The organism is Sinomonas terrae (assembly GCF_022539255.1).
GTDB classification, from domain to species: Bacteria; Actinomycetota; Actinomycetes; order Actinomycetales; family Micrococcaceae; genus Sinomonas; species Sinomonas terrae.
This window is the reverse complement of the sequence record NZ_JAKZBV010000001.1, coordinates 4,311,668-4,334,128: the sequence shown is the minus strand read 5'-3', so window position 1 is coordinate 4,334,128 and position 22,461 is coordinate 4,311,668. Positions and strand designations below refer to the sequence as shown.

Below are 22,461 nucleotides of genomic sequence, written 5' to 3'. Positions count from 1 at the left end.
GGAGCGGGCGACAGGCCGGGGGGACAGGCCGGAGCCCCGCCTCTGTCTAACCCTCGGTCTCGCTCTGCCCCGAGACGGCCCGCTCGATGCGCCTGTCGGGAATGATCCACATGGCCGCCACCCCCACGTAGGCCGCGGCACTGATCCACACGGAGACAAATGCCCCCGCACACCCGACCACGTAGATCGCGAGGGACCACTTGCCCTTCGCGTCGCTCCGGATCGCGCGGGCGAGGCGGCTGTCCGCGCCTTGGATCCTGATGAGCCTTGTCTGGAGGAGCGTGTACGCGATGGCTGCGAGCAGGAGATTGATGCCGTACACGAGAACGGGCAGCGAGCTGAGATTGCTTTCGTCCATCCACCGGGTCGTGAACGGCACGAGGGAGAGCCAGAAGAGCAGATTGAGGTTCGCCCACAGCGCGCCGCCGTCCACCTTGTCGCTCAGGTGCATGAGGTGGTGGTGGTTGGTCCAGTAGATTCCCACGTACACGAAGCTCAAGACGTACGTGAGCAGCGTCGGCAGGACTTCGAGGACACCGTGCACGTCCGGTGCGCTCGGGGTCTTGAGCTCGAGCACCATGATCGTGATGGCAATGGCCAGAACGCCATCGCTGAAGGCCTCGACTCGATTGGTCTCCACGCGACGATTGAATCACGCTGCTCGTCCCCAGCTGGCAGGATGGTCGAATGCGCATTCTCATCGCCCCGGACAAGTTCAAGGGCTCGCTCACCGCGGCCGAGGCCGCCGACGCGATGGCCGAAGGGGCCCTGAGCGTCTACCCGGACGCGGAGATCACCCGGGTCCCGATCGCGGATGGCGGTGAGGGCACGCTCGAGGCGGCCGTCGCCGCGGGCTTCGAGGAGCGGAACAACGCCGTCGTCGGCCCGATCCTCCGCCCCGTCGGCGCTTCTTGGGCCCTCAAGGGAACGACGGCGGTCATCGAGACGGCCCAGTCTTCTGGCCTCGCAGCCCTCGACGGCGAACCGACCGCGGAAACGGCCCGTCGAGCCCATTCCTACGGCGCCGGCCAGCTCATCGCTGCCGCGCTCGACGCCGGGGCCACCGAAATCGTCATCGGAGTCGGCGGCTCGGCGATGAGCGACGGCGGCTCCGGCGCCCTCCGAGCGCTCGGTCTCACACCCGTTGACTCGGCGGGAAACGTCGTCCCGCTCGGCGGCGCGGCGCTTGCCGACGTTGTCGCCCTCGACGCCTCCGCCCTCGACCCCAGGCTGGCGCGCACGCGGTTCCGCATCGCGGTCGACGTCCGCAACCCGCTCCACGGCCCCGACGGCGCGGCCCACATCTTCGGTCCGCAGAAGGGTGCCGACCCCGAGACCGTCGAAGCGCTCGACGCCGGCCTCCGCACGTGGGCGCGAGTGCTCGCCGAAGCAACGGGCCGGGACGTCGACGTCCCAGGGTCGGGCGCAGCGGGCGGCTTCCCGGCCGCCTTCCTCGCGTACACGGACGCCGAGCTCGAGAGCGGCTTCGAGCTGGTGGCGGACCTCGTCGGTCTCGATGCCCAGCTCGACGGAGCCGATCTCGTGATCACGGGCGAGGGCTCGCTGGATGGGCAGTCGCTCACGGGCAAGGCTCCCATCGCGCTCGCGGATCGCGCGCGTGAGCGGGGCATTCCCGTGGTTGCTGTCGCCGGGCGCATCCTCGCTACGCCGGAGGAGCTTGCCGAGCATGGGATCGAGGTCGCGGGCGCCCTGGTCGACCTCGCCCCGAGCCCGGCCGAGGCGATCGCGGAGGCCGGTCCGTACGTCCGACGCGCGGTGGCGGAGCTCCTAGCAGGCGCCTAGCCGCGGCCGTCCGCCGCCGTCGTCGTGTGCCGCGGGCTTTGCGGATTGAGCAGCGAGTTGCGCCGCGAGTAGCCGAAGTAGATGGCGAGGCCGATCACGAGCCAGACGACGAAGCGCACCCACGTTTCCCACGGCAGGGAGATGATGAGCCAGAGCGAGAACAGGACGCCGACCGCGGGGACGACCGGCATCCACGGCGTCCGGAAGGTGCGGGGAATCTCGGGGCTGCGGTAGCGAAGGACGATCACAGCCACGCAGACCACCACGAACGCAGAGAGGATCCCGATGTTCGTGAGCTCGGCGACGGTGTTGATCGGCAGCACCCCCGCGAGGATGGCCGAACCGACACCGACGATCCACGTGACGCGGGTCGGGACCTGCCGCTCAGGGTGCGTCTTGGCGAACCACTTGGGAAGGAGCCCGTCGCGGCTCATCGAGAACCACACGCGCGTGACGCCGAGCATGAAGGTCAGCATGACGGTGAGGATCGAGACGATCGCGCCGACCGCGATCACGTCCGCGACCGCCGGCAGGCCCACGGCTGAGAAGGCGCTCGCAAAGCCGGACTTGGGGTCGATCTCGGTGTACTTCTGCATGCCCGTCAGTACGAGGGTCGCGAGCACGTAGAGGGCCATCGCGATCGCGAGCGAATAGATGATCGCCTTCGGCATGTGCTTCGTCGCGTCGCGCGACTCTTCCGCCGCCGTGCTCATCGCGTCGTAGCCGAACACCGCGAAGAAGACCGTCGCCGCCCCCGTCATCACGCCGCCGAAGCCGAACGGGAAGTAGGGGTGGTAGTTCGCGCTGTTGATGTGGAACACGCCGAGCACCACGATGACGACGACGAGCAGCACCTTGAGCGCCACGATCACGAGCTCGAAGCGGCCCGTGCTGCGGATTCCGCGCGTGAGGATCCACGCCGTCAGGAGGCACAGGATGATGGCGAAGACGTCGACGACGTGGCCCGCCCCCGTGCCGGGCGCCCCCAGCATCCAAGCGGGCAGGTCGACGCCGAGCTGACCGACGAGGAAGCCGAAGTAGCCCGAGATGCCGATGGCGACGACGGCGACGATCGCCGTGTACTCGAGGAGCAGGTCCCAGCCGATGAACCAGCCGACGATCTCGCCGAGCGATGCGTACCCGTACGTGTACGCCGAGCCCGCCTTCGGGATCATGCCAGCGAACTCCGCGTAGGAGAGGGCCGCCGCGGCACTCGCGACGCCCGCTACGAGGAACGAGATGAGGACGGCGGGGCCGGCGGTCTGGTGGGCGACCGCGCCGGCGAGGGAGAAGATTCCGGCGCCGATGATGCCGCCGACCCCGATCGCCGTGAGCTGCCATAGGCCGAGCGATTTGGAGAGGTGCCCGACGCCCTGCTCCTCCTCGATCTCGCCGATCGGCTTCCGCCGGAGAATGGACTGCTGTGAGCTCGTCATCGGACCCCTCCTGCTCGCGTTGGCTCCTGCCAGCCTAGACGCTCTCACTCTCGGGCTCCCGTACGGTACCGCGCCAGCGCGCGAGCCCTGTCATGCCGTGGTAGATCAGCAGCGCCGCCGCCGAACCGAGCGCGATCCCGGCGAAGCTCAGCTGGCCCACGTTCCACGTGTAGTCGGCGACGCCGACAATGAGGGCGACGGCCGCCGTCGTGATGTTGATCTGGTTCGAGAAGTTGACCCTGCCCTGGACCCAGATCTTGACGCCGAGCACGCCGATCATGCCGTAGAGCATCGTCGCTGCGCCGCCGAGCACCCCTGCCGGGACGGTCGCGATGAGTTCGCCGAACTTGGGCGAGAAGCTGAGCGCCAGCGCGCACAGTCCCGCAACCCAGTAGGCGGCCGTCGAGTAGACCTTCGTCGCTGCCATGACGCCGATGTTCTCGGCGTACGTGGTGGTGCCGGAGCCACCGCCGAACCCCGCGAGGGTCGTGGCGATCCCGTCGGCGATGAGGGCCCGGCCGGCCACGCCGTCGAGGTTCTGGCCCGTCATCGCGGAGACGCTCTTGACGTGCCCCACGTTCTCCGCCACCAGCACGAGCACCACCGGGACGAACAGACCGAGGACCCCCACATGGAAGGCTGGCGTCTGGAAATGGGGGAGCCCGATCCAAGCCGCCGAACCGACGCCCGAGAAGTTGACCTCGCCCCGCGCGATCGCCACGACGTAGCCCACCACAACGCCGAGGAGGATGCTCAGCCGGCCCAGGATCCCGCGGAACAGGACGCTCGCGAGGATGATCGCGAGGAGCGTCACGAAAGCCGTGATCGGCGCTGCGGTGAAGTTCTGCTTCGCCGACGGCGCGAGGTTCAGGCCGATGAGCGCCACGATCGAGCCGGTTACGACCGGCGGCATGACGATGTTGATCCAATGCGCACCGAACGCCTGGACCACTGCGCCGACGAGCGCGAGGACGATTCCGGCAGCCACTACGCCGCCGAGCGCCCCCGCCACGCCGAACTGCTGCTGCGAGGCGAGGATCGGTGCGATGAATGCGAAGGAGGAACCGAGATAGCTCGGCACACGTCCGCGCGTGATGACCAGGAACAGGATGGTCCCGATGCCCGAGAAGAAGAGGGTCGTCGCCGGGGGCATGTGCGTGAGGATCGGCACGAGGAACGTCGAGCCGAACATCGCGACCACGTGCTGGAGGCCGATTCCGATCGTCAGCGGCCACGCGAGCCGCTCCTGCGGTGCGACGACCTCGCCGGGGAGGACGGAGCGGCCGTCTCCGTGGAGGCTCCAGCGAGTTCCGAGCATGCTCATGGGGGGTCGCCTTCCGGTGTGGGTGGGGGTGCGTGCCAGAGAGAAATCTTACGTGTGCGTACGACGGCGGCCTGCGCAGGCGTGTGGTCAATCTCACCGCAGATCTCGGAAGCGGAGCGGACGACGGCGGGTTTCACCCCTTGAGAGGGCGGCCGCCTCGGCCGCCGTCGGATCGTGGAGAAGGAGATCCCATGAGCATCGCCCATCAGGAAGCCGCCCTGGACGCAGCCGCCGTCGACGCTCTGTTCGTCGAGGCCCGCACAGCCAACTCGTTCACCGGAGAGGTGACTGAGGAGCAGGCGCAGGCCATCTACGAGCTCACGAAGTTCGGCCCCACCGCTTTCAACAACCAGCCGCTTCGGGTCACGTACGTCCGCTCGGCGGAGGCTCGCGAGCGGCTCGTCGCCCACATGATGCCGGGCAATCAGGAGAAGACGCGCAACGCACCGCTCGTCGCAGTCCTTGCGTTCGATACCGAGTGGCACGAGAAGTGGGACCAGTTCCTCCCCGTCGCCCTCCGCGCCAAGGCCATGTACGACGCCGACGAGTCCCTCCGCTACGGCACCGGCCGCGACAACGCGCACCTTCAGGCCGGCTACTTCATCCTCGCCGTGCGCGCGCTCGGCTTCGCGGCTGGCCCTATGACCGGCGCGAACTTCGACGCGATCGACGCCGAGTTCTTCCCCGAGGGCGGACGCAAGAGCTTCCTCGTGGTGAACATCGGCCTCCCGGGCGTGGACGCCTTCGGCCCCGTGAAGACGAAGTTCGCGTACGAGGACGTCGTCGAGACCCTCTGAGCCTCGCACGACCTCGCCTCGTGACCACTGGTCGCGCAACAAGTGGCCCCTCGTTGCCTCAGCAACGAGGGGCCACTTCTCCCCCGACGAGTGGCCACCTCTCACCCGACGAGTGGCCACTTCCTTCACGACGAGTGGCCACTTGCTTCACGACGAGTGGCCACTTCCCTCACGACGAGTGGCCACTTATCCCCTGACGAGTGGCCATTTCCTGACGCGACTAGGGCTTGGGCACCCTCTCCCCACGGTCCCGCTGGCCGGACACGCGGGGAACGCTTCCGGTGGCAGTGCGCTGCGAGGGGATCGTACGAGGGCGCCCCGCGGAGGGAGCGGTCTTGCACTCCGGACGTTCGCTGCGTGGACGCTCCACGGGGGTGAGCACGGGGGATGAAGCCGTGACTGCTGGAGCCAAAGCGCCGGCGTCGTCCGCCTCGTCATCATCGCGGCGCGCGGCCCAGACCGCCCGCAGCTGTTCGCGGATCGTCCCCTCGCCCCATCGGGTGAGGGCCACGATGCCGAGGATGCCGGCCACGAGAGCTGCCGCACCACCGATAAGCAGGGACCAACGAGCTCCACCCGTGTTGGCCACCCACCCGATGATCGGCGCCCCGATGGGCGTCCCGCCCTGGATGACCGCCATGTAGAGCGCCAGAACACGCCCTCGGTACCGGGAGTCCGTGTTGAGCTGCACGATCGTGTTGCAGAGGTTGAGGAACGTCATCGACGTCAGGCCCACCGGGACGAGCATGACGGCGAACCAGAGGTAGGCGGGCATGACGGCGGCGACGAGGGTCGCGAGGCCAAGCAGCACGGCTGCCCCGACGAGGAGGCTCATGCGGGGGTTCCGCCGTCGTGCGGAGAGCAGCGCTCCGCCGAGGGTGCCGACAGCCATGACGGAGCCGAGGAGGCCGTACGCATCGGGGCCCGTGTGGAACACGTTCGCGGCCATGAGCGCGTTCGTCACCTGGAAGTTCAGGGTGAACATGCCGACGACGCCTGCCATCGCCATGATGAGGAGCGTCCGCGGTTGGCTCCGCACGTAGCGGACGCCCTCGATGATCTGGTGCTTGCCCCGCGGAACCGGCGCGGAACGATGCAGAAGGTCCACGCGGAGCTTGATGAGCGAGGCAATGACGGCCGCGAATGACGCCGCATTGAGCATGAACACCCAACCCGTGCCGATAACGCTGATGAGGACGCCTGCGATGCCCGGCCCGGCGAGGCGGGCGAGGTTGAAGGACGCGCTGTTGAGGGCGACCGCGTTCGACACGTCCTGCCGCCCCACGAGCTCGGAGACGAAGGCCTGCCGTGCAGGGGCGTCGAAGGCGCTCGCGACGCCGAGGAGCAGCGCAATCGCGTAGATCTCCCACAGCTGGGCGACGCCCGAGAGCACGAGGACGGCCTGCAGGAGGGCGAGCGCGCCCATCGCGGCCTGGGTGCCGACGAGCAGCTTGCGCTTGTCGAGCCTGTCACCGACCACGCCCGCGTAGGGTCCGAGGACGAGGATAGGGAGGAACTGGAGACCGGTCGTGACGCCGACGGCCGCGCCGTCGTGGTTGGTCAGCGCGGTCAGGACCAGCCAGTCCTGGGCGACGCGCTGCATCCAGGTTCCGACGTTCGAGACGACCGCCCCGCTGGCCCAGAGGCGGTAGTTGGGGTGGCGGAGGGCGCTGAACATCTTGCTCATCGGGCGCACATCTCCACGAGGATCTCGGCGGCGCGGTGCATGACGGCTCTGTCGCGTTCGGGTAGTCCCTCGAGACGGCTCGCGAGCCATTCAGACCGCAGGCGGCGGGACTCCTCGAGGACAGCGACCCCCTCCGGGGTGAGGGCGACGACGACCTGCCGGCCATCTGTCGGGTTTTCCGTCCGTTCGACCAGATTCTGCGCAGAGAGCGCGTTGACCGTGCGAGTCATGCTCGGTGCCTGGACACGCTCTGCGTCAGCGAGCTGACGCATGGTCTGTGGGCCGCGCTTGGCAAGGAGGCCGAGCACGGTCGTCTGGCCCGGGGTGACGACGTCGCTGCCCGCCTGAGTCCGTAGCACGCGAGACGTGCGCATGATGGCTACGCGCAGTTCGACGGCGAGCTCGCCGAGGTCTGGGACGGCTTCGGTATCTGGAGTGGTTGCTGGAGTGGTCATCGTTACTTAGCATAGCTCATTACCTTTGCTAAGCATATGACTGGGCTCACGTGATCGCACTCACGCAGGTTGCGTCCCGATTTCCGCCGCGCCCGATTTCCGTCGCGCCCCATTTCCGTCGCGCCGTCACCTTTGCCGGGTGGACACCCTGCAAAGGTGACGGCGCAAGGTCAGGCGATGACCGAGTCCACGAGCGCCTTCGCCTCGGCCTGCACCTGCTTGAGGTGCTCCTCGCCCTTGAACGACTCTGCGTAGATCTTGTAGACGTCCTCTGTGCCGGAGGGGCGGGCTGCGAACCACGCGTTCTCCGTGGTCACCTTGAGGCCGCCGATCTTGGCACCGTTGCCGGGGGCCTCGGTCAGCTTCGCGGTGATGGTCTCGCCTGCGAGCTCCATGGCCGTCACGTCCGCGGCGGAGAGCTTCCCGAGCTTTGCCTTCTGCTCCCGGTTGGCAGCGGCATCGATTCGCGCGTACGACGGCGACCCGTACTTCGCGGCGAGGTCAGCGTAGCGCTGGGAGGGGCTCTGCCCTGTGACGGCCTGGATCTCCGAGGCGAGGAGGCACAGGAGGATGCCGTCCTTGTCGGTCGTCCACACCCCGCCGTCGAGCTTGACGAAGCTCGCGCCGGCGCTTTCCTCACCGCCGAATGCACCCTCGCCGCTCAGCAGGCCCGGCACGAACCACTTGAACCCGACCGGCACTTCAACGAGCTTCCGGTCGAGGCCCTCCGCCACCCGGTCGATCATCGACGAGCTCACGAGCGTCTTGCCGACCACCGCATCGGGGCGCCACCCCGATCGGTTGCGGTACAGGTAGTCGATCGCGACCGAGAGGTAGTGGTTCGGGTTCATGAGGCCTGCGTCGGGCGTCACGATGCCATGCCGGTCGGCGTCCGCGTCGTTGCCCGTCGCGATGTCGAACTTGGTCTCGCCCGAGTTGACCTTCGAGATGAGGCCGGCCATCGCCGAGGGGGAGGAGCAGTCCATCCGGATCTTCTCGTCCCAGTCCAAGGTCATGAAGGCCCACTGGGGGTCGACCGTCGGGTTCACGACCGTGAGATTGAGGTGGTGGCGCTCGCCGATTTCACCCCAGTAGTCCACGGACGCGCCGCCCATGGGGTCGGCTCCGATGCGCACTCCGGCGTCGCGGATTGCCGCGACGTCGAGCACGAGGGGGAGATCGTCGACGTAGCTTGAGAGGAAGTCGTACTGGCCCGTGGTCTCGGCCGAGAGCGCTTCCTGGAGCTGGACCCGCTTGACGCCCTCAAGGTTCGCCTCGAGGAGTGAGTTCGCCCGGTCGGCGATCCAGCTCGTCGCGTCGGTGTCCGCGGGCCCGCCGTGCGGAGGGTTGTACTTGAAGCCGCCGTCGGCCGGCGGATTGTGGCTCGGCGTCACGACAATGCCGTCGGCCCTTGCCGGGTCGTCCTGGGCGCGGCCGGCGTTGTATTTGAGGATTGCGTGGCTGAGCGAAGGCGTCGGAGTGTAGCCGTGACGGGCGTCCACGAGGACGGTCACCCCGTTGGCAGCGAGCACCTCGAGCGCAGTGTTCGTCGCCGGCTCGCTCAGCCCATGGGTGTCCTTCGCGAGGAACAGCGGCCCGCGGATGCCCTGACCGGCCCGGTATTCGACGATCGCCTGGGTGATTGCGGCGATGTGCTTCTCGTTGAAGGATGCCCTGAGGCTCGATCCCCGGTGGCCCGAGGTCCCGAACGCCACCCGCTGTCCCGGGTCGCTCAGGTCCGGCGAGATGTCGTAATAGGCATCGAGAAGTGCCGTGATGTCGACAAGATCACTGGGAAGGGCAACGGTGCCTGCTCGGTTAGCCATGCCCATAGCTTGGCAGAGAACACCGACAGTACGTGTCGTCTGCCTGAAGATTTCCGGGAGTGACCTGCGCCATTTTGCCGTTCTCGGCGCACCTGTAGCCCGACAATTGCGCGAGTAGGCTGGTGGAAGCATCCCGTCGGAAGTATTTCGAGACAGAGGGGGAGACGTGTCCGAGTCCAACGAGGGCCCTGACCAAGGCGAGTCGCCGCGCGAGCCGGCAGACGAGCGCCCGACCGAACCGATCTCGCGCGAGCACCGGCACGCGACTCGTCCGATCCCCCCTGTTCCCCAGGCACCGAGCGTCCCCGGGGCCTCCGCTTCCCCCTACGGCACGAGTGGCCCCTACAGTCAGGGCCCCTACGGACAGGGCCCCTACTCCCCGAACCCGTACTCCCAAAGCCCGTACTCCCAGAACCCCTACGGAACGAGCCCGTACGGAACGAGCCCCTACGGAACGAGCCCATACGCCCCGGGCGGCCAGAACCAGTCCGCACCGCCGCCCTACGGCCAGGAGTACCCGCCGTCGTACGGCTATCAGCAGCCGCAGTATCCCCAGCCCTATTCCTACGCCCAGCCTGAGCCGCGAACCCTCAGCATCGTCTCGATGGTCTGCGGCATCGCGTCCCTGCTCGGCTTCGGCTTCCTGCTCCTGCCGCAGCTTGCGGCGATCGTGCTCGGCCACCTCGCGCTGTCGCGGGAGCCTGCTGGCCGCGGCTTCGCCATCGCGGGTCTCGCGACCGGCTACTTCTGCCTGCTCGTCAGCATTGTGGTCATTGCGTTCCTCGTGATCGGTATCGCCTCGATCAGCCAGTACAGCTACAACTACTGACCGGTAATTGAGCGGTGCTGGGAACCATTGAGATCCGCGAGATTTCGGCGTTTCTGGGGTAGGGGAGCGATGGTCGGAGACGGGCTCCGCTGGACTTCTTGCGGACTGGCTGCGGACTCAGCCATCCCTCTTGACGGGCTCATAGTTCCATAAGGGTTGCTCGGTCCATCCGGACGGAAACCCCATCTCAGTCTCAGGAGAAAGACCTGGTATGGCGGGGAACTTCCTCGCCACTTTGGTCTTGAGCGTTCGAGGCCAGTTAGTTGTGGGGTCAATCTGCGTCACTAGGTACGCAAGAATCGCGAGGGCCGCATACAGCTTCTTTGGCCGGTCGAAATCAGAGATGTGTCTCAGGTCGGGTCCGACGATCCTAGGGTTGAAGCGGCCTATCGCGTATGTGAGGTTTTTGTTCCAGAGACGGGAGTGGTGGGCGCAAAGGTTCCTGACATTCCCGAGGGTCAGGAGCCAGCTGTGAAGCTGACGCGCGTTCGCAACTCCCCAACCTCTGGAGATCTCGTTCTGGTCCTCTCGCTTCAGCAGGCTGTAGAGCCTGGTGATGGCGCCGAAGTCCAGTACTTCGACAGCGACCCACACCGGAAGCCGACCCCCGTACTTATGGACGTAGTGTCGAACGAAATCCTCGGACGTCGCACGCGCTTGCTGGTCTGCGTAGCACCGCATCCAGTACTCGAACATGTCGCCCTCGGCGCCGTTGGGGGCGTGGTTCCGACACGTGTCCTCGTCGAGAGCGCCGCGTTCGAGGTACCCGAACGGGTCCCGCTTGCCCAAGACGTAAGCGACGCGGGCGCGCAGCGCTACTTCGACGATCTTCAGTGCATCCAGACAAAGCATCCTCAGAGAGTGATCGAACACATAGAGGCTCAGGGCGTGATCGATCGAGTAGCCCGGCATGAACTCCGCCTGGCGGAATTGGACGGGGGACTCTTCCGGGGCGCCGGGAGCGAGCAGCTTCCGGAATGGGTAGGTGTACGCGGAGAGGCGGTAATATCCGATCTGGGCCAGCATCGTTGCTGCGTCGTCACGAGAAGCGCACTCCAGACCTCGGGACACCATAAGTTCGACCTGTTGTTCATAGGTCAAGTAGGGACGATCATAGGCCGCCACAGTTATCCCCCTGCGAAAAGAAAACCGGCCCTTGTTAGCAACTGCTAACAGCGGGGCCGGTGTTTATGTCTGCCAGCGTACCACGGCTGAGAGGGCTGGGCTCGGTTTCGTTGCGCCATTGTGACCGATAGCAAAGCGTGTCCCATGGCGACGCTTGCTGAGGGCCGTTCGAGGTGCCTCCGAAGCGTCGTGTCCCTCCGGCGCGTCTGAGCGTCCTGCTCTGGCGCGTTCCTGACCCTCTAGCGCTTCTCAGAGGGTTCCGGCGGTTTTCACCGTGAGCCCGATGGGGTCCTGGATCATGCTCCCGATGACGTTTAGGGTTGTGGTGATTCCCGCGTCCTTGAGGTACTGATTGGATGCGCTCACAGCCCATACGAACGGCAGAAAGACCTGTACGGGCGGCCGGTCGAAGTGCCACCCCTCCGGGTCTCCCTTCTCGGGGAGGTGAACGCCTGGCGTCCCGAGCGATGGATGACAGAACTGCGAGTAGTCCCGGTACAGCACATACAGAGGCAGGTCGGTATCCATGTCTTTGCACTTCTGCTCGAAGAATTTGGCTTGGGGAACGAGCTCATTCCACTCAGGAGACGGCGAGTCGAGGTGTTCTTGAGCGAGAGTTACGAGCCGGCTCCCTTCTTCACCAATCTTCACATGCTCCAACGCGGCGTTCGTGTTCGTCCGATACAACTCCGATCTCAGGGCCGCGAGCCCAGCATCACCTTTGCCTCTCAGCCAAGAGGCCGTGACTCCGAACTCAAGAATTCCCCTCACTAGCATTGTCCGAGTGATCTTTCGATTCTCGGGGGTCTCCAGATGCGTTACCACCAACTCGGCCACGCACTGGGTGTAGCCGATCACGTTGAAATCCACCTTCGCATCTGCGCCAGGGGCTTTCATGGTCGACATCGCTTGATCCCACTTTCGCACGAGCACGCAAACATGCCTCCGGAAGTTGGCATCCGTTGTCTGAGGCTGCACTCCTGGTCACTTCCCCCCGTTGTTCTCTGCGTTTAATGATGGATCTTCCCGTCCCGTTGGGGCAGGGGACAAGACAAGGGCCGCCGGGGGCATAGGGTAGGCATTCACTCTTGGGGGCGGGTCTCCAGTGGGGGCCTGACGGTCTCCGGGCACTTCGTCTCTGGCCTTCGACGCCAAACCGTCGGTGGCCTTTTGCTTCGCCGGCCTATTGTTCTGAGGGGCCAAAATCTTGCTCAGAGAGGTGGACAGCGCACGAGCCCCACCGAGGTGCTCGCCCAGTCGCGTGACCGCCAACACGAGCACGAACCCTGTGAAGGCGATGTCAACGAGCATCTGCATCGACACAAGCAGACGGCTTGTGTCGCTCGTTGGGGACAAACTTCCTGTTCCCGCAGTCGACAGCATTCCAAGCGCAAAGTAGATCGCATCGACTTTCGAAAGCTGTGAACCGCCAAAATTGACGGGCGTGCCAATGATCCAATACATCATCGAGAAGAACCAAACAACGGTGGACAATGCGTAGACGAGGTTTGCGATAGTTGGCCAAGGGCTCTGGCTAGTGGTGCTGGCACCGATAGACGCCAAGAACCATACGCCAATGATTGGAATCGACGACCAAAAAAGTGGCTGGTCCATGAGGCTCCCGGTCCCGACCGGGAGGATAATTACGAAGATGACCCATCCGGATACTTGGACCAGCAAATTGACACCGAGCACTAGGAAGTCAAATAGCATCGGGTTACGTTGGCGTTTCATGCTTGCACCCCCCATATCTCTTGACACCTTACGTCCCACTGCCCGAGTCCTAGCCGTAGAGGTAGGCGGCCGCGGCGGAGTCGCTGCCTGCCACGACGTCCTGCACGATCCCGCGCATCCTGTCCTCGTCTCCCGGGTGGACGATGAGCCGCCACGCGAAGCCGGTGGACGACGGCGCCGGCGGGTGGTGCCCGATGAGGCGCGACACGTACGCCTGGTGGACGTTCCCGAGGACGTGCCGGGTCATCGTCGGCAGGGCGTCCCACTGCCGCTGGTCGAGGCCGATCAAGGCCGATCCCTCAGAGTTCATAGCTCGCTTCTCCTGTCGATTGGGGGTGGAGAGTCCCCGGACATTTGCCCGGGGACTCTCCCTTTCCGTGCCGCCTGGGCTTTCGGTTCCGAAGGGGGACTCCTTTCGTTTCATCCATGCCCAATTTCGGCGGCTTGCGCTGGCCGGTTATCGCAGTCGGATAAATCCGCTCGCGGCCATCCTTTCGGCACTTGCCCTGTTGCAGCCCGCCGTGAGGTTCACGCAAATCTCTCTTCACTCGGGTGCCGCGGCGGCGTTCGTGCTGGGTGGTTCAGCTACAACTACTGAGACGCTCCGGGCCCAGCCCCAGCGCTCGGCGTCTCGAGGATCCGCGCGAGCTGGAGAAGGCGCGCCTCCGAACCCATCGGCCCGACCAGCTGCACCGCCATGGGCAGCCCGAGTTCGGTCCACGCGGTCGGCACGCTCACGGCGGGAAGTCCGCAGACGTTGACCATCGACGACCACGGCGCGAACTCGCACTGCCTCGCGTAGTCGTCGTCCGCCGTCGTCCGCCATTCCGGCCCAGAAAACCAGCCGACCGGGCGCGCGGTCTGCGCGAGGGCAGGCATGAGCATGACGTCCCACCGCGCATACTGCGCGATCGTGTCCCGCTCGAATCCCCGCAAGAACTGGAGGCACTCGTCGAGCTTCGCCCGGCTCCTCTGCTGCGCGCGGCGCCGGAACGCGCGGGTGAGCGGCGTGAGGAGCGGCTCGCGGTGGGGGGCGATGCGCAGCGTCCCCGCTCCGGCTGTCCACGCCGCCGTGAACGCGTCGGGGTACCGATTGTCGTAGCGCACATCGGCCTCGCCAACACGATGGCCCTCCGCTTCCAGGCGAGCGATCGCCGCGCCGAGCGCCGCGAGAGCCTCGGGCTCTGGTTGGATGCGGTACCGGTGGTCCCAAGGGCTCGCGAGGGCCACGCCGATGCGGAGTCTCGCGGGGTCGTACGCAATGGCGTCCGCGTACGACGCCGCGTGGCGGCCGTGGCGGTCCCCGTCGACGAGCGCATCGAGCAGCACAGCTGCGTCCTCAGCGGTCCGTGCGAGCGGACCGGAGACAACGAGCCGGGCGGCATCCCCCGGGGACTCGGCCTGGGGAACCAGTCCGCGGCCCGGCTTGAGCCCGACAATCCCGCACGCTGCCGCCGGGATTCGGATCGATCCGCCGCCGTCGCTCCCGGGCGCGAACGGGAGCATTCCTGCGGCAACCGCCGCGGCCGAACCTCCCGAGGAGCCGCCGGAGCTGAGGGCTGGTGCGTGGGGATTGCGCGAGGGCGGGGCCACGCGGTTCTCGGAGTAGGCGGTGAGCCCGAACTCGGGTACCTGGGTCTTGCCGAGGGAGATGACCCCTGCCCTCTTCAGGGCGGCGGCGATCGGGGCGTCGTGCGGTGCCGGTCTGGGCTCGACGGCGGCGCTCCCATACGTCGTCGGCACGCCCTTTACATCGACGAGGTCCTTGAACGCCGTCGGCATGCCGTGGAGCGGGGGCAGTGCTTCGAGGTCGCCGGCCCGGCGCGCGGCCGCATGGGCGTCGTCGGCCGCCGAGGCCTCGGCCAGCGCGGCTTCGGCGGTCACTGTGACGAAGGCCCCGAGGTGAGAGTCGCGCGTGCTGATCTCGCCGAGGAAGTGCACGACGGCGTCCCTCGCCGAGAGTTCCCCGGCGCGCAGGGCGTCGCGGAGGCCGCGCGCGGAAAGGCGGGCCACGCCGTCGTCCATGCCGCCTCCCTCCCGGCATCCGCACCGGCCTTCCCACTATAGGCTTGAAGCAGAATCCAACTTTCTGCGCCAGTTTCAGTGGAGGAACCGCAATGGCGAACTTCGAATCCGTCCGCGTCGACGCCCTGCCCGCCGGCACGCTGCTCGACGTCCGCGAGGACTACGAGTGGGAGGCCGGGCACGCCGAAGGTGCCGTGCACATTCCGATGGATCAGCTGCCCGCGCGTTTGGGCGAGCTCGATCCGGATGAGGACCTTCTCGTCGTCTGCCGCACCGGAGGCCGTTCTGCGCGCGCGACAAGCTGGCTCGTGGACCAAGGCTATTCGGCAATGAATGTCGCTGGAGGCATGGATGCCTGGCTCGAGTCCGGGCGTGCACTTGTCTCGGAAAACGGGCAGCAGCCCACGGTTCTCTAGTGCTCTACACGTTCCTCGGCCCGGCCGGGACGTTCACCGAGGCTGCACTCCTCAAGGTTCCCGGTGCCCGCGAGGCGGAGCGCGTGCCGTCCGCGAGCGTTCCCGAGGCGCTCGATTTGGTGCGCTCTGGCGGCGCCGATGCTGCCATGGTGCCGATCGAGAACTCGGTCGAGGGCGGCGTGACCGCGACCTTGGACGCGATCTCGACCGGTCCCGAGCTGCGAATCGTGCGCGAGGAGCTCGTGCCGATCACTTTCGTGCTCGTTGCCCGCCCTGGGACGAGGCTTGAGGACGTGCGCCGGGTCTGCACCCACGGCCACGCGTGGGCGCAGTGCCGCCGCTGGGCGCGCGAGAATATTCCCTCTGCGGAATATGAGCCGGCGTCCTCGACAGCGGCCGGAGCGCTAGCCCTTTTGGAGGCCTCCTTCCGGCCGGGCGACGCCGCGATCTGTGGGCAGATCGTGGCGGAGGAGCACCCCGAGCTCGAGGTCCTCGCGGCAGGCATCGGAGACAACCCGGGCGCCGTGACCCGCTTCATCCTCGTGTCGCGCCCGGGGCCGCTCCCACCGCGCACGGGGGCCGACAAGACGACGGTCGCGATCCCGCTGCCCCAGGACCACCCCGGTGCGCTCATGGAGATCCTCGAGCAGTTCGCCTCGCGCGGGGTGAACCTCTCCCGCATCGAGTCACGGCCTACAGGCGAATACCTCGGCCACTACTTCTTCAGCATCGACGCCGAAGGCCACGCGCAGGACGCTCGCGTTGCCGACGCGTTGGCTGGCCTCCACCGCCTGAGCCCCCAGACGCGCTTCCTCGGCTCGTACCCGCGAGCCGACGGCGCCGAGCCAGTGGTCAGCCCCCACAACAGCGACACGGCGTTCGACGCCGGCAGCGACTGGGTGAGGTCCATCCTCGGCGACTGATCCGCGCGAGGCGAGCGACCGCCGTCGTGCTCGGATCTGGGCGTGTGAGGTGCCTAGTGGGTGACCCGGACGAGGAGCGAGAGTGGATGGACCTCGACTTCGATGTCAGTAGCCGGACCTGTCGGGTCCCCGTCTGCTTGGGTCTCGAGGGGCTCGGCGCTGCGCAGGCGCACCTTCTGGGCCCCGTAGAAGGACATGACGGGGAGCGGGTGATTGTGCTGGAACAGGATCTTGATGTACATCGCGACCCAGCCGATGAGGCTGCGCGGGCTCATGATGACGATGTCGAGCACGCCGTCGTCGATGTAGGCCTCGGGGATGAAGTCGACTCCGCCCGGGAGCTTGCTGCAGTTCGCGAAGAGCACACTGCGGACGCGCCGGGTCTGGAAGTCGCTGTCGTTGAGTGAGATGTCCACACGTTTGCGCCTCCGCCCCGGCATGTGCCGGATTCCGGCTTCCGTGTAGGCGATCCAGCCGACGGCGCGCTTGAGGTCCTCGTTGGTGTCGCTGAGGATCTCGGCGTCCATGCCCATGCCTGCGATGACGAGGAACGTGTGGGTCGACTTCTTGCCGGTCGTCCGATCCTCGAGGGACATCGTGGCGGTGTCGATGCGCCGCTGCCTGCCGAAGAGCGCCGTGTGCACGCACTGCGAGATGCGGGTGAGGTCGAGGTCGAGGTTCCGCGCGAGCAGATTTCCCGTGCCCAGCGGCACGAGACCAAGGGCAACATCGCTCCCAGCGAGGGCCTCCGCGACGACGCGCACTGTTCCATCGCCGCCGCAGGGGATCACGACGTCGGCCCCCGCCTCGAGCGCCTGCCGGGTCATCGAATGGCCCGGGTCCTCCGCCGTCGTCTCGAAGACGATCGGCTTGGGCCAGCCGGCTCCGCGGCACGCAGCTTCGATGAGCATCTCGGCCTCGGCCGCCCGCGCCTTCGTCGGATTCAGGATCACGGCGACCTGCTGGTGGCCCGGCGGCGGTGCCTGCGCGGGTTCCCCGACCGCGCTCCTGCTGTGCTGCTCACGCAGTCTGCGCACTCCCCACCAGCTGGTGACCGCGACGGCCCCAGCCGTCGTGACGGCTCCAGCGATGATCCAATTGCGCATGGTTTCCTCACTCTATCCCGCGGCGGCGAGACGGACGGGCGCCTCCCGCTAGGCTAGGGGGCGTGATCGACGTTCGAGAGCTCAGCGAGAACCCCGAGAAGTTCCGGGCCAGCCAGCGTGCGCGCGGCGCGGACGAGTCCCTTGTGGACCGGCTTCTTGCTGCTGATTCCCGCCGGCGGGCGGCGCTAACCCAGTACGAGACGCTCCGTGCCGAGCAGAACGCCTTCGGCAAGAAGGTTGCAGCGGCCAAGGGCGAGGAGAAGCAGGCACTGCTCGCCGAGGTGAAGGAGCTCGCCGCGAAGGTGAAGTCCTCCTCTGCGGACGCCGATGCGGCGCAGGCCGAGCAGGACGAACTGCTTCGGGTGTTCCCGAACCTCGTCATCGATGGCGTTCCCTCGGGCGGCGAAGACGACTACGAGGTCGTCAAGACCGTGGGCACGCCGCGCGACTTCGCTGCGGAGGGTTTCGAGCCGCGGGACCACCTCGAGATCGGCGAGCTGCTCGGTGCCATCGACATGGAGCGCGGGGCGAAGGTCTCGGGGGCCCGCTTCTACTTCCTCAAGGGCGTCGGCGCACGACTCGAGCTCGCCCTTCTCCAGATGGCGCTCGACCAGGCGATCGCCGCTGGCTTCACCCCGATGATCACTCCTACTCTCGTTCGTCCCGAGACGATGCAGGGCACGGGTTTCGACGTCAAGCACGACGCCGAGATCTACCGTCTCGCTGAGGACGACCTGTATCTCGTGGGCACCTCCGAGGTCCCGCTCGCCGGCTACCACTCGGACGAGATCCTCGACCTCTCGAACGGTCCCGTCCGCTACGCCGGTTGGTCGTCCTGCTATCGGCGGGAGGCCGGTTCGCACGGCAAGGACACGCGCGGCATCATCCGTGTGCACCAGTTCAACAAGGTCGAGATGTTCTCCTACGTGCCGCTCGACCAGGCCCAGGCCGAACATGCACGGCTCCTCGCGTGGGAGGAGGAGATGCTCGCGAAGGTGGAGCTTCCCTACCGCGTCATCGACACGGCGGCTGGCGACTTGGGTATGAGCGCCGCCCGCAAGTTCGACTGCGAGGCATGGGTGCCCACCCAGGGCCGCTACCGCGAGCTGACGTCGACGTCGAACTGCACTGGCTTCCAGGCGCGGCGGCTCAACATCCGGGAGCGGATGTTCGACGGCGACGGCGCACCGAAGGGCACGCGCAGCGTCGCGACGCTGAACGGCACGCTCGCCACGACCCGGTGGCTAGTAGCCATCCTCGAGCATCATCAGAATCCGGACGGCTCGGTCACCGTGCCCTCGGCGCTCCGCCCCTACCTCGGCGGCCTAGAGGTACTCCCGGTCCTCTGACTCGGGCCAACCTCGGTTTGGGTTTGCCCTGAGCCGGCTTGCCCTGAGCCAGTTTGCCCCGGGCCGGCTTGCCCTGGGATTCGGACATCGCCCCCCGCTTTCCCGCAGGGCGACGTCCGAAACTCGGGGCATTTTCGGTGGTTGTCCACATAAGACCGATCGCGATGGCGGGACGCAGACCCGCCGCGCTTGGCTGGACCCATGCAGTTTCCCACCGTCCGCTTCCAAAGTGCGGCTGCCGAGGCCCGCACAGGACGCGATCCTAGGTCCTTGAGCCGCGGCTATGCCGCAGGTCGTCTCGTCCGCCTGCGCCGCGGGGTCTACCTGCCAACCGAAGAGTGGCTGAGGGGCACCGCTTCGAACCGTTATGCGCTCACAACCGCTTCGTTGGCAGTATCCGGACCCGCGCCGATCCTGTGTCGGGAGACCGCTCTCGTCGCGTGGGGGCTCGAGTTCCGCCAAGTCCCCTCGCATGTCCGCTATCGCACGCCCCGGCGCTCTGCTGTCGGCTCGGTTCCAGTATCTGGGCTCTACGGCAACCCAGCCGCCATTCTCGCGGAGCACCCCGACCTTGGGTTACGGGACGGCAGACTTCCAATGGGCTTCCCGGATGCGCGTCATCTAGCCGCAGAGATCCAGCCCACGGCATTGCGCGTTCCCAACCTCGGCCTGGTTCTGCCGGTCGAGCCTTTCGACACTGCGCTTTCGGACACACTGCACCGGCTCCCCTTCGTTGATGCCGTGGTTCTCACAGACGCCGTCCTTGCTGGCCGTGGTCTCCACTCGGCAAGGAGGTCACGCGAGGCCCTGCTGGCGTTGGCAGGTGACCTGCCGTTTCAGGCCGCACGACGGCGGATGGTTGCCGTAGTCCGGTTCGCCGACGAGCAGGCTGAATCGGTGGGGGAATCGTACAGCCGAGCTCTCATGGCGGAGCTCGGCTTCGAAATTCCGCAGCTTCAGGTATGGATCCATCGAGACGGGCGACGCATTGCGCGGGTCGATTTCTACTGGCCGAAACTGCGGTTGGTTGGGGAATTCGATGGACTCATGAAGTACACGCGAGCCAAAGATCTCAGCGGACGGACGCCGGTCGAGGTGCTGACGGCGGAGAAGAGGCGGGAGGACGAGATCAGGGCCGTGGGCAAGCGGGTTGTTCGGTGGGGCTGGGACGATCTGCTTCATCCGGAGCGGTTTGCGACGATCCTGCACAGAGCAGGGGTTCCGTGTGCGAGCTAGCGTCCAGCCCCCTCATTCGGACAATGCCGCGGGCTCAACCGCAGGGTTGAGACCGAAACCCGGGGCACAAGTATTTGCTGGCCGTTCACGCCCTGTCCGCAGCCCCCTCAGGGGGTTGTCGGCCGGGAGTGGTTCACTAGATCCATGACAACAACGATCAGGGCTGGCATCGATGACCAGCCGATTCCAGCACTTCCCAAACTCGTCGCTCTCGATGTGGACGGCACTCTCGTGGATCACGACGGTCACATGAGCCGAGCCGTCCGCGCCGCGGGGCAGGCTCTCGTCGCGGCGGGACACGAGGTGGTCGTGGCCACCGGGCGCTCACTCGGCGCCACCCTTCCGATCGTCGAGCTGCTCGGCATCGAGCGCGGCTACGCTGTCTCTTCCAATGGCGGCGTCGTGACCCGGATCGAGGCCGGCTCGAATGGCGGGTACACGGTGCTCGACCGTCGCGTCTTCGACCCCTCCGTCGCGCTCCTCGCCTTGCGCCACCGGCTCCCGGGCGCGAAGTACGCGATCGAGGATCATGAGGGGAACTTCTTCTCCACCGAGCGGTTCCAGGATCCGAGCTTCGGCGTCGAGGCCAAAGGCGTCTCCTTCGAGGAGCTCCTCGAACTCACCGCAGTCCGCCTCGTGGTGTTCTCGACCGATGCGACCGCCGAGCAGTTCGGCGAGGCGGTCGAGGCCATCGGACTGCATGGCGTCACCTATTCGGTTGGTTGGACGCCTTGGCTCGACATCGCCGCCCAGGGGGTCACAAAGGCGAGCGGACTCGAGCTGATCCGGCGCCGCGCCGGGATCGACACGGCCGATACCGTTGCGGTCGGCGACGGGCGGAACGACATCGAGATGCTCCAGTGGGCAGAGCGTGGGGTTGCGATGGGACAGGCTCCCGATGAGGTCAAGGCGGCGGCCGACGAGGTCACGTCCGCCGTCGAGGAGGACGGTCTCGTTGCGGTGCTTCGCTCGCTCGTCTGACCTGCCGGCCTGACGAGTTAGGTGCTGGCCTGACGGGCTCGGTCAGCGCGGTTCGAGCATGAGCCGCAGAAGGTGCGCAACGGCCGGCCGGGCGTCGAACTCCTCGTTCCAGTGGGCTCTAGCGATCGCCTTGGAGACGGCCTGTGCCGTGATGCCGAGCGCCTCCGCGACTGCCTTCTGCTGGCCCCGCACGCCAGGGGTGAGGAGCTCGAGCACCCGCCATTCCGCCGTCGTGCGCCGCGCCACGGTGAGGGCGAGCAGCCGGAGGACGGCGCCGGCCTCCGCAGCGAGGGCCCGGTCGGGACCGTCGACAGCCACCGCACCCTCGTCCTTGATGTGCTGGGCGCGTTCGACGGCGCGGCGAGAGTAGACGAGCCCCAGGCCAGTGACGTCGTGCATTTCCTTCGGCAGGGGTTCCCCGAGAGGGCCGACGCCGATGCCGACGTTCCAGCGGACGCCACCGCATGCGTCCGCCCGCATGGCGGAAAGGGCTGCGTCGACCGCGGGCTCGGGCGTGGAGAAGACGCCCTGGACCTCGTCGCCGATGGTTCGCGCGAGGGGGACGTCAGGTGTGAGTCGTGTGAGCGCGCGGAGGAGCTGCGGAACGCGGTCACCCGGTGCGCGGTCGCGCTGATTGATCGTGACCGTGTACATGGTCTGAGCCTAGTGCCAACGGGTGTGGGATCTGCGAGATCTGGCCTCGGGTCGGGCGAGATGTGGCCACTCGACGAAAGAAAGGTGACCACTCGTCGGAAGTGACGAGTGGTCACCTTTCCTGTGGGGAGTGGTCACCTTTCCTACGACGAGTGGTCACCTTTCCCTGGGGGAGGGCTCAGTGGCCCTGTTCGCCAAAGCGCTTGATCGATGCCTCGAGCTCGGTCTCGGCGGCGGCGCGGTCCGCCCAGCCCGCGGGCTTGACCCACTTGCCCGGCTCGAGGTCCTTGTAGCGGGTGAAGAAGTGCTCGATCTCCTTGACGAGCCACTCGTCGAGGTCCGAGGCCTCCTGGATGTGGTCGAAGCGCTTGTCCGCGGGGACGCAGACGAGCTTGGCATCCCCGCCGGACTCGTCCTCCATGTTGAAGATCGCGATCGGGCGCGCCTCGAGCAGGATGCCCGGGAAGAGGTCGACGTCGGGGTAGAAGACGAGCGCGTCGAGCGGATCGCCGTCCTCCCCGAGGGTGTTCTCGAAGTAGCCGTAGTGCGTGGGGTACTGCATCGAGGTGAACAGGACGCGGTCCAAGCGGACGCGGCCGGTCTCGTGGTCCACCTCGTACTTGACGCGGGATCCGCGGGGGATCTCGATGGTGACGTCGTGCTTCATGGTGCTCCTTGAGGTCGTGCCAGTGGCGGCAGTCAGTGTCTTGGGCGGCATTTAGTATTGAGGATATCTGCACTGGGGGTGCGCACCT

The 22,461-nt window shown here is 66.8% G+C and carries 22 protein-coding genes; 8 read left to right on the top strand and 14 right to left on the bottom strand.

The window, feature by feature from the left end; translation table 11 throughout:
• Window positions 1-46 precede the first annotated feature (46 nt).
• The gene (locus L0M17_RS20115; protein WP_241056138.1) at window positions 47-640 is read right to left on the bottom strand and encodes a TMEM175 family protein; all 594 of its coding nucleotides are present in this window, start codon (window positions 638-640) and stop codon (window positions 47-49) included.
• A gap of 47 nt (window positions 641-687) precedes the next feature.
• On the opposite strand from L0M17_RS20115, the gene L0M17_RS20110 reads away from it, so the two are divergent.
• Entirely contained in the window at window positions 688-1,803 is a 1,116-nt protein-coding gene (locus tag L0M17_RS20110; protein WP_241056137.1) for a glycerate kinase, read from the top strand.
• On the opposite strand, the gene L0M17_RS20105 is transcribed toward L0M17_RS20110, so the two are convergent.
• Both L0M17_RS20105 and L0M17_RS20100 read right to left on the bottom strand, forming a co-directional pair.
• Window positions 1,800-3,239 (bottom strand): amino acid permease, encoded by a 1,440-nt coding sequence (locus tag L0M17_RS20105; RefSeq protein ID WP_241056136.1) that lies wholly within the window; start codon window positions 3,237-3,239, stop codon window positions 1,800-1,802. The genes L0M17_RS20110 and L0M17_RS20105 overlap by 4 nt on opposite strands.
• A 34-nt stretch (window positions 3,240-3,273) precedes the next feature.
• Complete coding sequence (locus L0M17_RS20100; RefSeq protein ID WP_241056135.1) at window positions 3,274-4,563, bottom strand: uracil-xanthine permease family protein; 1,290 nt, start codon at window positions 4,561-4,563, stop codon at window positions 3,274-3,276.
• A gap of 191 nt (window positions 4,564-4,754) precedes the next feature.
• Between L0M17_RS20100 and L0M17_RS20095 the strand changes: the two genes are divergently transcribed.
• Window positions 4,755-5,360, top strand: a complete 606-nt coding sequence (locus L0M17_RS20095; protein ID WP_241056134.1) for a malonic semialdehyde reductase — start codon at window positions 4,755-4,757, stop codon at window positions 5,358-5,360.
• Window positions 5,361-5,580: 220 nt separating this feature from the next.
• Here the strand turns inward: L0M17_RS20095 and L0M17_RS20090 are convergent, their stop codons facing one another.
• From L0M17_RS20090 to pgm, 3 genes are all read right to left on the bottom strand, one after another.
• Window positions 5,581-7,047 (bottom strand): MFS transporter, encoded by a 1,467-nt coding sequence (locus L0M17_RS20090; RefSeq protein ID WP_241056133.1) that lies wholly within the window; start codon window positions 7,045-7,047, stop codon window positions 5,581-5,583.
• The gene (locus L0M17_RS20085) at window positions 7,044-7,502 is read right to left on the bottom strand and encodes a MarR family winged helix-turn-helix transcriptional regulator (RefSeq protein WP_241056132.1); all 459 of its coding nucleotides are present in this window, start codon (window positions 7,500-7,502) and stop codon (window positions 7,044-7,046) included. The genes L0M17_RS20090 and L0M17_RS20085 overlap by 4 nt, the downstream gene beginning before the upstream one ends.
• Before the next feature lie 170 nt (window positions 7,503-7,672).
• Window positions 7,673-9,328 carry a phosphoglucomutase (alpha-D-glucose-1,6-bisphosphate-dependent) gene (gene pgm, locus L0M17_RS20080; protein ID WP_241056131.1) on the bottom strand — a complete coding sequence of 552 codons (1,656 nt, stop codon included), beginning with the start codon at window positions 9,326-9,328 and terminating at the stop codon, window positions 7,673-7,675.
• Between the two features lie 166 nt (window positions 9,329-9,494).
• On the opposite strand from pgm, the gene L0M17_RS22790 reads away from it, so the two are divergent.
• Window positions 9,495-10,157, top strand: a complete 663-nt coding sequence (locus tag L0M17_RS22790) for a DUF4190 domain-containing protein (protein ID WP_241056130.1) — start codon at window positions 9,495-9,497, stop codon at window positions 10,155-10,157.
• A gap of 117 nt (window positions 10,158-10,274) precedes the next feature.
• On the opposite strand, the gene L0M17_RS20070 is transcribed toward L0M17_RS22790, so the two are convergent.
• The 5 genes from L0M17_RS20070 to L0M17_RS20050 all read right to left on the bottom strand — a co-directional run bounded on the left by L0M17_RS20070 (window position 10,275) and on the right by L0M17_RS20050 (window position 15,041).
• The gene (locus tag L0M17_RS20070) at window positions 10,275-11,183 is read right to left on the bottom strand and encodes an Abi family protein (RefSeq protein ID WP_241056129.1); all 909 of its coding nucleotides are present in this window, start codon (window positions 11,181-11,183) and stop codon (window positions 10,275-10,277) included.
• Between the two features lie 348 nt (window positions 11,184-11,531).
• Entirely contained in the window at window positions 11,532-12,188 is a 657-nt protein-coding gene (locus L0M17_RS20065) for a hypothetical protein (RefSeq protein ID WP_241056128.1), read from the bottom strand.
• A 78-nt stretch (window positions 12,189-12,266) separates the two neighbouring features.
• On the bottom strand, window positions 12,267-13,016 hold the full coding sequence (locus tag L0M17_RS20060; RefSeq protein ID WP_241056127.1) for a potassium channel family protein: 750 nt from the start codon (window positions 13,014-13,016) through the stop codon (window positions 12,267-12,269).
• A 49-nt stretch (window positions 13,017-13,065) separates the two neighbouring features.
• Window positions 13,066-13,326, bottom strand: a complete 261-nt coding sequence (locus L0M17_RS20055; protein ID WP_241056126.1) for a hypothetical protein — start codon at window positions 13,324-13,326, stop codon at window positions 13,066-13,068.
• A gap of 281 nt (window positions 13,327-13,607) precedes the next feature.
• Window positions 13,608-15,041, bottom strand: a complete 1,434-nt coding sequence (locus tag L0M17_RS20050) for an amidase (RefSeq protein ID WP_241056125.1) — start codon at window positions 15,039-15,041, stop codon at window positions 13,608-13,610.
• A gap of 92 nt (window positions 15,042-15,133) precedes the next feature.
• Here L0M17_RS20050 and L0M17_RS20045 point away from each other — a divergent pair, with 92 nt between their 5' ends.
• Both L0M17_RS20045 and pheA read left to right on the top strand, forming a co-directional pair.
• Window positions 15,134-15,457 carry a rhodanese-like domain-containing protein gene (locus tag L0M17_RS20045; protein ID WP_241056124.1) on the top strand — a complete coding sequence of 108 codons (324 nt, stop codon included), beginning with the start codon at window positions 15,134-15,136 and terminating at the stop codon, window positions 15,455-15,457.
• Window positions 15,457-16,380, top strand: a complete 924-nt coding sequence (pheA, locus tag L0M17_RS20040) for a prephenate dehydratase (protein WP_241056123.1) — start codon at window positions 15,457-15,459, stop codon at window positions 16,378-16,380. Before L0M17_RS20045 ends, pheA begins: the two co-directional genes overlap by 1 nt.
• 53 nt (window positions 16,381-16,433) lie before the next feature.
• Here pheA and L0M17_RS20035 read toward each other — a convergent pair whose 3' ends face one another.
• Window positions 16,434-17,486, bottom strand: coding sequence for a diacylglycerol/lipid kinase family protein (locus L0M17_RS20035; protein WP_241056122.1), 1,053 nt, complete (start codon window positions 17,484-17,486; stop codon window positions 16,434-16,436).
• A 62-nt stretch (window positions 17,487-17,548) separates the two neighbouring features.
• On the opposite strand from L0M17_RS20035, the gene serS reads away from it, so the two are divergent.
• The 3 genes from serS to L0M17_RS20020 all read left to right on the top strand — a co-directional run bounded on the left by serS (window position 17,549) and on the right by L0M17_RS20020 (window position 21,052).
• A complete protein-coding gene (gene serS, locus L0M17_RS20030) occupies window positions 17,549-18,835 on the top strand; it encodes a serine--tRNA ligase (RefSeq protein ID WP_241056121.1) in 1,287 nt (428 codons plus the stop codon).
• Window positions 18,836-19,036: 201 nt separating this feature from the next.
• Window positions 19,037-20,071, top strand: a complete 1,035-nt coding sequence (locus tag L0M17_RS20025) for a type IV toxin-antitoxin system AbiEi family antitoxin domain-containing protein (RefSeq protein WP_241056120.1) — start codon at window positions 19,037-19,039, stop codon at window positions 20,069-20,071.
• Window positions 20,072-20,215: 144 nt separating this feature from the next.
• Window positions 20,216-21,052 (top strand): HAD family hydrolase, encoded by an 837-nt coding sequence (locus tag L0M17_RS20020; protein ID WP_241056119.1) that lies wholly within the window; start codon window positions 20,216-20,218, stop codon window positions 21,050-21,052.
• A 42-nt stretch (window positions 21,053-21,094) separates the two neighbouring features.
• Here L0M17_RS20020 and L0M17_RS20015 read toward each other — a convergent pair whose 3' ends face one another.
• Together L0M17_RS20015 and L0M17_RS20010 are read right to left on the bottom strand one after the other, a co-directional pair.
• A complete protein-coding gene (locus tag L0M17_RS20015; RefSeq protein WP_241056118.1) occupies window positions 21,095-21,706 on the bottom strand; it encodes a hypothetical protein in 612 nt (203 codons plus the stop codon).
• A 178-nt stretch (window positions 21,707-21,884) separates the two neighbouring features.
• Window positions 21,885-22,373 carry an inorganic diphosphatase gene (locus L0M17_RS20010; protein WP_241056117.1) on the bottom strand — a complete coding sequence of 163 codons (489 nt, stop codon included), beginning with the start codon at window positions 22,371-22,373 and terminating at the stop codon, window positions 21,885-21,887.
• Between the last annotated feature and the right edge of the window lie 88 nt (window positions 22,374-22,461).